At 57.3% G+C, this 2,074-nt stretch carries 2 protein-coding genes; both read right to left on the reverse strand.

All coding sequences use genetic code 11. From position 1 onward, the window contains the following. Positions 1–161: 161 nt before the first annotated feature. Positions 162–356, reverse strand: coding sequence for a hypothetical protein (locus IVB13_RS04545; RefSeq protein ID WP_247282183.1), 195 nt, complete (start codon positions 354–356; stop codon positions 162–164). A gap of 654 nt (positions 357–1,010) precedes the next feature. Continuing rightward, positions 1,011–2,074 (reverse strand): adenosylmethionine--8-amino-7-oxononanoate transaminase (locus tag IVB13_RS04550; protein WP_247487934.1); only part of this gene is annotated, 1,064 nt, incomplete at its 5' end.

Below are 2,074 nucleotides of genomic sequence, written 5' to 3' on the forward strand. Positions count from 1 at the left end.
GCCGCCACTTCAACCCGATCATGATTGCTCGCGGTCAGTCCACCGAGCTCAGAATGCGCAGCATCTCACGGCGAAGGATGAGCGGCTGGCGCAAATTGCTCAATCGACATATCGTGCGTGACCACCTCCGCCTACCGGATCTGTGCAGTGCAAAGCGCTCGCTATAGTTCGCAGGCGTCAACCTCCTCGTCCGAGAACTTCTCGGACTCCAGCTCCAGCCTGTTCTTCGCCCCTTCCAGCTCCCCGATTATGAGGACGTAGTCTTCGAATGTGCTCGACGGGCCGATGTGCGTCTCGATCAACTGCCGCAGCTCGCCCGCGAACTGATACTTGCTGACGGTCATTCGCTCGACCATGCTGCAATCCCCGCCGCGCTTAAGCCCATCAGAGACGCAACAATAAGCACTAGACTAAGGTAAAGCAGAAGCTGAAAGATCAAGTCACCGTCACGGTCCAACATCATATCTCCCAGCGGCGTTGCCCCATGTTCTGGCTGTGGCACGCTGACTTTGCCAGATCTTGCGCCTTTGTTCCCCAGACATTGTACGCAACGAACAGTCTCGATCAAATGAGAGTGTTGTCTCGGCTTCACATTTGCGTCGTTTCAGCATTACATTGGAGCACTTCAGACAATCGATCAATCCAATAAGTCCCGTGATCGCGCTCAAATGCTGTTGGATCTCCGGCTTCTTCGCTGGATTTCAACGCCTCTGCTATTGGCGACCTTCGGTCAGCACTGGTCCTGCTGCGTGATCGTGCCGGCAGCTCCGCGGCGGCAGCAAGATCAAAAATCTGATGCGGACTGACATCAGGAACTGCAAGCCACCAAGCCGGCTTGCGCTACCGACATGGTCCGTCACTCCCAAGCTTCATTGGTCAATTCCCGGGAAGTCACGGACTTCATTAACGCAAGCGTGCTTTGTACCGGAGACCGTCTTTCGGCCTTCTTTCTGAGATGATGAGAACCGCTACAGAGGAGGAGCGCGAGCCCGAACTCGAAAAGCGCGCCTTCAAGCCAGCGCATCGGCTGCATCGCCGATTGCAGCGTAGATTTCGTCGAGATCTGCCGCGGTGACGCAATAGGGCGGCATCACGTAGATGGTATTGCCGAGCGGGCGCAGCAGCAGATTTCGGTCGTTAAAGAAAGCCTGAAGCTTCGGACCGATGTCCGCCAAATAGCCGCCATCGCTCGTTTTCAAATCAAGCGCTGTGATGGTCCCGGAACGACGAACGTTTTCAAAGCGCGCGTCGGCGCGGAATGGCTCAATTGCCCGTTCTTGCATGGCGGCGAGCGAAGCGGCGCGCTCGCGGGAGTCCCGATGCCACCAAAGATCCAGGTTCGCTTTTGCAGCGGCACAGGCTACCGGATTCGCCGTATATGAACTCGAATGATAGAACGTACGCATACGATCTTTCGAATAATGCGCGTCGAAAATGTCCGCACGGCAGAGCGTAACCGCGAGTGGGAGCGCCCCTCCCGTGAGACCTTTCGAATAGCAAGCGATATCGGGCGTGACATTGCCCTGCTCGCAAGCAAATAGCGATCCGGTGCGGCCCCAGCCCGTCATGACCTCGTCGGCAATGAACAGGACGTCCGACGCCTCGCAGATCCGCTTCATCGCTGTTAGCACCCAGGCTGGGTACATCAGCATCCCGCCCGCCCCCAATATCAGAGGCTCCACAAGAAAGGCGGCTGGCACTTCGTTTCGACACGCGGACTCGAGCGCAGCGAGTGTCGCCTGCTCACGACCGCTCGCTGGGAACGGGATCGAGGTAACATCGAACAGCAGCGGCCCGTACGCCGCGTTGAACACGCCTCTCGCACCAACGGACATCGCCCCAACCGTATCGCCGTGGTAGGAGTGTTGCATTACGACAATGCGTCTTCGCTGCTGACCGATATTATGCCAATACCCGAGTGCCATCTTCAAGGCGACTTCGACACTGGTAGAGCCGCTGTCGGAGAAGAAGACATAGTCGAGACCACGGGGTGCGACTTTCAACAGTTGCGCAGCAAGCTCCTCAGCCGCATCGTGGGTATAGCCGGCAAAGATGATCTGATTGAGCTTACCGG

This window comes from Bradyrhizobium sp. 17, from assembly GCF_023073515.1.
Taxonomy (GTDB): Bacteria; Pseudomonadota; Alphaproteobacteria; order Rhizobiales; family Xanthobacteraceae; genus Bradyrhizobium; species Bradyrhizobium canariense_D.